This is a genomic window from uncultured Clostridium sp. (assembly GCF_910588715.1).
Taxonomy (GTDB): Bacteria; Bacillota; Clostridia; order Clostridiales; family Clostridiaceae; genus Clostridium.
In genome coordinates this window covers 24,880-32,153 of the sequence record NZ_CAJURG010000014.1, presented here as the reverse complement: position 1 = coordinate 32,153, position 7,274 = coordinate 24,880, and the positions used below count along the sequence as shown (strand labels likewise).

At 30.0% G+C, this 7,274-nt stretch carries 7 protein-coding genes and 1 tRNA gene; 5 read left to right on the top strand and 3 right to left on the bottom strand.

Annotated features, from left to right (window positions below; translation table 11 throughout):
- Window positions 1–59: 59 nt before the first annotated feature.
- Window positions 60–135: transfer RNA gene (locus QZ321_RS11940), tRNA-Lys, on the top strand.
- Between the two features lie 34 nt (window positions 136–169).
- On the opposite strand, the gene QZ321_RS11935 is transcribed toward QZ321_RS11940, so the two are convergent.
- A complete protein-coding gene (locus QZ321_RS11935) occupies window positions 170–646 on the bottom strand; it encodes a TetR/AcrR family transcriptional regulator (RefSeq protein WP_291749560.1) in 477 nt (158 codons plus the stop codon).
- Window positions 647–773: 127 nt separating this feature from the next.
- Between QZ321_RS11935 and QZ321_RS11930 the strand changes: the two genes are divergently transcribed.
- The 4 genes from QZ321_RS11930 (at window position 774) to QZ321_RS11915 (ending at window position 3,439) form a co-directional block, all read left to right on the top strand.
- Window positions 774–905 carry a hypothetical protein gene (locus tag QZ321_RS11930; RefSeq protein WP_291740200.1) on the top strand — a complete coding sequence of 44 codons (132 nt, stop codon included), beginning with the start codon at window positions 774–776 and terminating at the stop codon, window positions 903–905.
- On the top strand, window positions 902–1,885 hold the full coding sequence (locus QZ321_RS11925) for an alpha/beta hydrolase (RefSeq protein ID WP_291749557.1): 984 nt from the start codon (window positions 902–904) through the stop codon (window positions 1,883–1,885). Before QZ321_RS11930 ends, QZ321_RS11925 begins: the two co-directional genes overlap by 4 nt.
- 40 nt (window positions 1,886–1,925) lie before the next feature.
- A complete protein-coding gene (locus QZ321_RS11920; protein ID WP_291749555.1) occupies window positions 1,926–2,864 on the top strand; it encodes an alpha/beta hydrolase in 939 nt (312 codons plus the stop codon).
- Window positions 2,865–2,986: 122 nt separating this feature from the next.
- Window positions 2,987–3,439 (top strand): hypothetical protein, encoded by a 453-nt coding sequence (locus tag QZ321_RS11915; protein WP_291749552.1) that lies wholly within the window; start codon window positions 2,987–2,989, stop codon window positions 3,437–3,439.
- A 2-nt stretch (window positions 3,440–3,441) separates the two neighbouring features.
- Here the strand turns inward: QZ321_RS11915 and QZ321_RS11910 are convergent, their stop codons facing one another.
- Entirely contained in the window at window positions 3,442–5,130 is a 1,689-nt protein-coding gene (locus QZ321_RS11910; protein ID WP_291749550.1) for an ammonium transporter, read from the bottom strand.
- A 45-nt stretch (window positions 5,131–5,175) separates the two neighbouring features.
- Window positions 5,176–7,269, bottom strand: a complete 2,094-nt coding sequence (locus QZ321_RS11905) for a glutamine synthetase III (RefSeq protein WP_291749548.1) — start codon at window positions 7,267–7,269, stop codon at window positions 5,176–5,178.
- Window positions 7,270–7,274 lie beyond the last annotated feature (5 nt).

Here is a 7,274-nt window from a genome sequence, read left to right as displayed (position 1 = left end):
AGCAACGCCCTTCTAAGGCGTGGGCCAGGAGTTCGAATCTCTTAACACGCACCATATTTGGTTTACTAGCTCAGTCGGTAGAGCACTTGACTTTTAATCAAGGTGTCCGGGGTTCGATTCCCCGGTAAGCCACCAAAAAAGGAAACTCTAATGAGTTTCCTTTTTTGCTTTATCTATTATTAAAATATTGTGCCATTTCTTCAGGTGTATTTTTCATGCCTCTTTTATACCATTCGTCACACCAACCAAAAATTAAATAAGCAACAGTTACTTTAGAATAAGCAATTACATCTGGATCATCTTTTTTATAATCGTGTAATAATAAAATATTATCTATAAGTAAATGTTGAAGATTTGATTTATATAATAAATCTATTATTTCTTTATTTTTCTGAAAAAAGCTAAAAACTTGATAACCAATATTTTCATCACCACTCCAATTTGAGTGCCATTCTTCAAATAATCCTTTTAAGTAATACTGAACAATTTCAACTTTGTTTTTAAAATTACGATAAATAGTAATATGTGAAAGACCAGCCTTATCAGTAATATTTTTATTTGTAATCTTATCAAAATCCTTTTTTTTCATAAGTAAAATCAATGCTTCTGCAATACATTCTTTTGAAAATTCACTTTGTAATTCCATTGTTATAATTTACACTCCTTTCTAACAATAATCATTTATTATATTGTTTTTGTCCTAAAATATCTAATATAATGGACATGTTAGAAATGTAACATCATTTATATTCTTAGTCAAGAGGAGGAGAAAAATGGCTTCTAAAAAAATATGGTTAATAATGATTTGTATAGTTTTGATAGGAATTATAATTGGCAGATTAGCAGTTAGAGGATTTTTAAATTTATTAATGGGTGGAACATTATTTGGAGGTAATTTTTTATGAAGAAAGAAAATAAAAGGGGGAGAGGAATGCTTATATTTATTTGTATAGTAGTATTTTTGATTTCTATTATAATTGGGATAGTTTCAAAATTAGCAATTCAGCCATCATGGGCAAAGAAATATTCAGTAAAATGGAGTGATGACTTAGGAACTCTTTATAAAGATATTTCCTATGATGATGGAGAAGCAAATAAATTTGATTTATATTTACCTAGGGATAACTCAAAAGAAAGCTACGGATTAGTCGTTTATTTACATGCAGGTGGATTTACACAAGGTGATAAATCTGAAGATGTAGAAATGCTTTCTTGGTTATGTAGTAAAGGTTATGTGGCAGCTGGAATTAATTATACTTTAAAAAATGAAACAAATAATAAAAGTGTTTTATCACAATCAAATGAAATAAAAGACGCAATACCAAAGGTTATAGAAGTGGCAGAAAAGTATGGATATCATATTAATGAAATGGGAATAGCTGGAGGTTCAGCAGGACATTGCTTAGCAATGATTTATGCTTATAGAGATGCTTCATCTTCTAAGGTTCCAGTAAAATTACTATTTGGAGCAGTTGGTCCATCAAGTTTTTATGCAGAAGACTGGGATGTATATGGATTTGATAGAGATACAGAAGAAGCAAGGGAAGGAGCAGCTAATCTGCTTGGAGTTATGGGAGGAGTTAAGCTTACAAAAGAAATGATTGAAGATGGATCTTATATAGAAAAATTAAAACCAGTATCAGCAGTTATGTGGGTAAATGAAAATGCAGTTCCAAGTGTAGTTGCTTATGGAAAATATGATAAGGTACAACCATTTAAAGGTTCACAAAGATTGTTAGAAGCATATAAAAATTATAATGTTGATTATAAATATTTTGAAGCATCTCATTCTGGGCATGGACTCCAAAATGATAATAAGGTTTTTAAAGAATACATGGAAGCTGTAGAAGAATATTTAGATAAATATATGCCTGTGGAAAAATAGAGTTATAGATTTTTATGTGTTTTAAGTAAGGGTGGAGAAGGTGAAAAAGATATTTAAGGTAATTGGAGTTATGATATTAATAATTATTTTATTATTTATTGGATTAATTTCTATTATATCATTTGTACCAGCAGTTCCTAAAAATTATACAAATGACGTGAAAACAGGAGGTGATATTGAAAAGAAATATCTTGCTATTGGAAGTTATGATGTTAAAGATATTAAAATTAAGGCGACAGAATTAACAAAATATAATTATGTTTATTATCCTGAAGAATTAGAAACTGCTGATAAAGAGTATCCAGTTGTTATTGTTTTAAACGGAACAGGTATTTTACCTGAAAAATATAAAGCGTTATTTAAACATTTGGCATCTTGGGGATTTATAGTAGTTGGTAATGATGATGGAAGTACGGGATTTGGTAAATCAGCCGATGAAACAATGGATTATATTATAAAAGAGAATAGTGATGAAAATAGTGTATTCTATAGAAAGATTGATTTAAATAATATTGGAATAACTGGACACTCACAAGGTGGAGCTGGGGTATTTACTACAATATCAGTTATGGAGCATAAGGATAAATATAAAACTGCAGTTGCATTATCTCCCACACATGAGAAAACAGCTCTTTCTTTTGGATGGAACTATGATTTAACTAAAATAAATATTCCTGTATTAATGATTGCAGGAACACAAGGGGATTTTGAAACTAAATTGGTTATACCAGTTGAAAATATGATTGATATGTATAATAAAATACCATCATCAAAAGCGATGATGAGAAGAATAGGTGCAGAACATGGACAAATGTTATATTCTTCAGATGGATATGTAACAGCATGGTTTATGTGGAAACTACAAGATGATGAAGAAGCATCAAAAGCATTTATTGGAGACAATCCTGAAATGCTTAATAATAAATTTTATCAAGATCAAAAAATAACTCTAAATATTAATGAAACATTATTAAAATAAAAAGGAGCTCAATAGAGTTTCTTTTTATTTTAATAATTGTACAAAAGTTTTTATTTTAATGACATTGGCAACTGAAATTAAAAATTCATATTATATTATGAATTGCTTTTTAGGAGTGTAATGTGAAAGATAAAGATTATAATGAAAAAGATAATTATAATAATGAAAATATAGATGAATATATTACAAACGTTGAAGTTAATTTAGGAAATATGGAAAAAGTAGCGGTTGCTTTTTTAGTAGCTGGTTATTCGAATTATATATATGCTGCTAATTTAGACATATTAGATGCACAAGACAGAAATAATACTGGGGAAACCTCAGAAGAGGCATTTTTGTTTAGTCAAAAATTAGTTTTGTTAGGATATATACTTTTATGGATAGTTGCATCTGCAAGAGCAAATATAAAGGAAATAAGCAACATTTATAATAATGAAAGAAATGATATAGCTGCATATCAAAATGTTGCTAATTCCTATGCTTTAAGTATATTTGCAAATGTGATGAGATTAGAAGCTTTTAATAAATTATATCAAGATGTAAAATTAGAAAAGCCAAATGAAGAAGATGGTTAAATTTATTCTTCATCTTGAAGAGCATCATACCCTTCTTCATTAGTTCTAATTTTTATTACATTTTCTATATTTTCTATAAATATTTTACCATCGCCAATTTTACCTGTATATAATGCTTTTTTAATAACTTTAACTAGTGTATCTACAGGAATCTTACATACAACAATTTCTACTTTTACTTTAGGCAATAATGTAACTTCTAAAGGAACACCTCTATAAAAATCAGTAGAACCTTTTTGCATTCCATATCCTAAAACATTAGTTACTGTCATTCCAGTAATACCTAACTTATCTAAAGCTACCTTTAATATTTCAAATCTATCTTTTTTAGTTAGTACAACAATTTTAGTAAATTTAGCATCTGACTTAGATGTATTATAAACTACTGGTATTGTATCTATATTATTAGTTGTAGTATTATTATCATTATTAGTAGTTACTTCAAGTGATTCTGTATTATAAGAATAGTTTATAGGCATAAAATCAGCATAACTGCTTTCAAGACCATGTTCTTGTTTATCAAGTCCTTCAATTTCTTCTTTTTCAGAAACACGAAGACCAACGGTGTGTTTAATTATTAAAAATACAATAGTCATAGTAATTGCTACCCATACAATAACAGATATAACACCTAATAATTGAACACTTAAAAAACTAAATCCTCCACCATAAAATAGTCCTCCATCAACGGCAAATAATCCGGTTAATATTGTTCCAAGACAACCACATACACCATGAACAGATACTGCACCTACGGGATCATCTATTTTAAGTTTCTTTTCTATAAATTCAATTGCAAATACAACTGCAAAACCAGCAATAAGTCCTATAAAGAAAGCACCAACAGGAGTAACCATATCGCAACCAGCTGTAATAGCAACAAGACCTGCTAAAGAACCATTTAAAGTCATAGAAACATCAGGTTTTTTATATCTAATCCAAGTTATTATCATAACTGTTACTGTAGCTGTAGCTGCAGCCATGTTAGTAGTCATAAATATGCTACTTGCAGATAATATTGAATCATTTCCTGTCATTGAAACAGTAGAACAACCATTAAATCCAAACCAAGCAAACCAAAGAATAAATACTCCTAAAGCACCTAGTGTTAAACTATGCCCTGGTATAGCGTGAGCAGTTCCATCTTTAGAATATTTCCCAATACGAGGACCTAAAATTTTAGCACCAATTAAAGCGGCAACACCACCAACCATATGAACAGCAGTAGAACCGGCAAAGTCATGAAATCCCATTTGAGATAAGAAGCCACCACCCCAAATCCAGTGACCAGAAATAGGATAAATAACTGCACTAATTATTAAACTATATAAACAATAAGATGAGAACTTTGTTCTTTCTGCCATTGCTCCAGAAACTATAGTGGCAGCAGTAGCGCAGAAAACAGTTTGAAATATTACAAAAGCAAAGGTTGGAATTGAACTACTATAATCACCTTGAATAAAAAAGTCTATTCCACCTACAAGAGAACCATCACCTGCAAACATAATTCCAAAACCAATAAACCAAAATACTACGGTTCCTATAGCAAAATCCATTAAGTTTTTCATTATTATATTTCCGGCATTTTTGGCCCTAGTAAAACCTGTTTCTACCATTGCAAATCCTGCTTGCATAAAAAATACAAGAGTTGCCCCAAGCAATGTCCAAATTGTATCTAATGCTGAATACATAAATACGCCCCCTTTAAATAATTTATAACATTAAAATTAAAATATTTATTCTACACTAAATAAAAGTTCAGAGTAAGTTGGAAGAGTCCAATGTTCTTTACTTATTAATGTTTCAAGTTCGTCAACTACTCCGCGTAAGTGTTGCATATTAATAAATATTGACTCTCTATAATATTTTGCCATTTCAAATAAATCTGAATTATTTTTTGAATTTAATACAGAAGTTTCTAAAACATCAAGTTTTTTATAAAGGCAATTACCAAGTCTTGATAGACTTTCAAGTAATTTTTCTTCTAATTCACAAGAAAGTGTAGGTGCAAGTTGTTTTTTATTATTTGCAATTGAAGCAATTTCGCCTTGATAACTTAAAACAGAAGGAATTATATATTTTTTAACCATATCAATCATAGTTAAAGCTTCTATATGAATAGTTTTATAATAATTTTCCATTAAAATTTCATATCTTGAATACAATTCACTTTCAGAGAATACATGATGTTTAGTAAATAAATCAACATTTTTACTATGGATGAAATAAGGAAGAGCATCTGGAGTAGTTTTTAAATTTAATAAACCTCTCTTTTCTGCTTCTTGTACCCAATTATCTGAGTAGTTATTTCCATTAAATATAATTCTTTTATGATTTTTTATTGTATTTTTAATAAGAGAATTTAAATCTTTATCTAAATCAGTACTGTTTTCTAATGTATCTGCAAATTGTTTTAATTCTTCAGCAACTATAGTGTTTAAAACAATATTTGGACCTGCAATTGAAAATGTAGAGCCAAGCATTCTAAATTCGAATTTATTTCCTGTAAAAGCAAATGGTGAAGTTCTGTTTCTATCAGTAGTATCTTTAAAGAATTTAGGTAATACACGAACACCAATTTCCATTTCACTTCTTCCTTTGTCTGTGTAGCTTGTATCATTTTCTATTGCTGTAAGAATATCTGTTAATTCATCTCCAAGGAACATAGAAACTATTGCAGGAGGAGCTTCATTAGCACCAAGTCTATGGTCATTTCCAGCACTTGCAACAGAAACACGTAGTAAATCTTGATAATCATCAACAGCCTTAATAACTGCTGTTAAGAATAGTAAGAATTGTGCATTTTCAGAAGGTGTATCGCCAGGCTCTAAAAGGTTAATTCCTGTATCTGTAGAAATTGACCAATTATTATGCTTACCACTACCATTAACCCCTGCAAATGGTTTTTCATGAAGTAAACATGCTAAGTTGTGTTTATTGGCTATAGATTTCATAAGCTCCATTGTAAGTTGGTTATGGTCTGTAGCTATATTAGTTGTAGCAAATATAGGTGCAAGTTCGTGTTGAGCTGGAGCAACTTCATTATGCTTAGTTTTAGCTAATACACCAAGTTTCCAAAGTTCTTCTTCTAGTTCTTTCATATAAGCTGAAACTCTAGGCTTAATAGTACCAAAGTAATGATCTTCCATTTCTTGACCCTTTGGAGGTCTTGCACCAAATAAAGTTCTGCCACAGAAAACTAAATCAGGTCTTTTATCGTACATATCTTTATCAACAAGGAAATATTCTTGTTCAGGACCTACAGTAGTAATAACTTTTTTTATATCATCTTTTCCAAAAAGTTTTAATATACGTAATGCTTGTTTATTTAAAGCTTCCATTGAACGTAAAACTGGAGTTTTCTTATCTAACGCTTCTCCACTATATGAACAAAAGGCAGTAGGAATACATAAAGTACCATCTTTTATAAATGCGTAAGAAGTTGGGTCCCAAGCAGTATATCCTCTAGCTTCAAATGTTGCTCTAAGACCTCCAGATGGAAAACTTGAAGCATCTGGTTCACCTTTAACAAGTTCTTTTCCTGAAAACTCCATTATTATTTTTCCATCTTTATCAGGGTAAATAAAGCTATCATGCTTTTCAGCAGTAACGCCAGTCATAGGTTGGAACCAATGAGTGTAGTGAGTAGCTCCTTTTTCTATTGCCCAATCCTTCATTGCATTTGCAACAACATTAGCAACTTCTAAATCAAGAGATTTACCTGCTTGAATAGTATTTTTTAATGCTTTATAAGTCTCTTTAGGTAATCTTGCTTTCATAACACTATCATTAAAAACTAAACTTCCGAATAAATTTGGTATATTTTTCATAATTA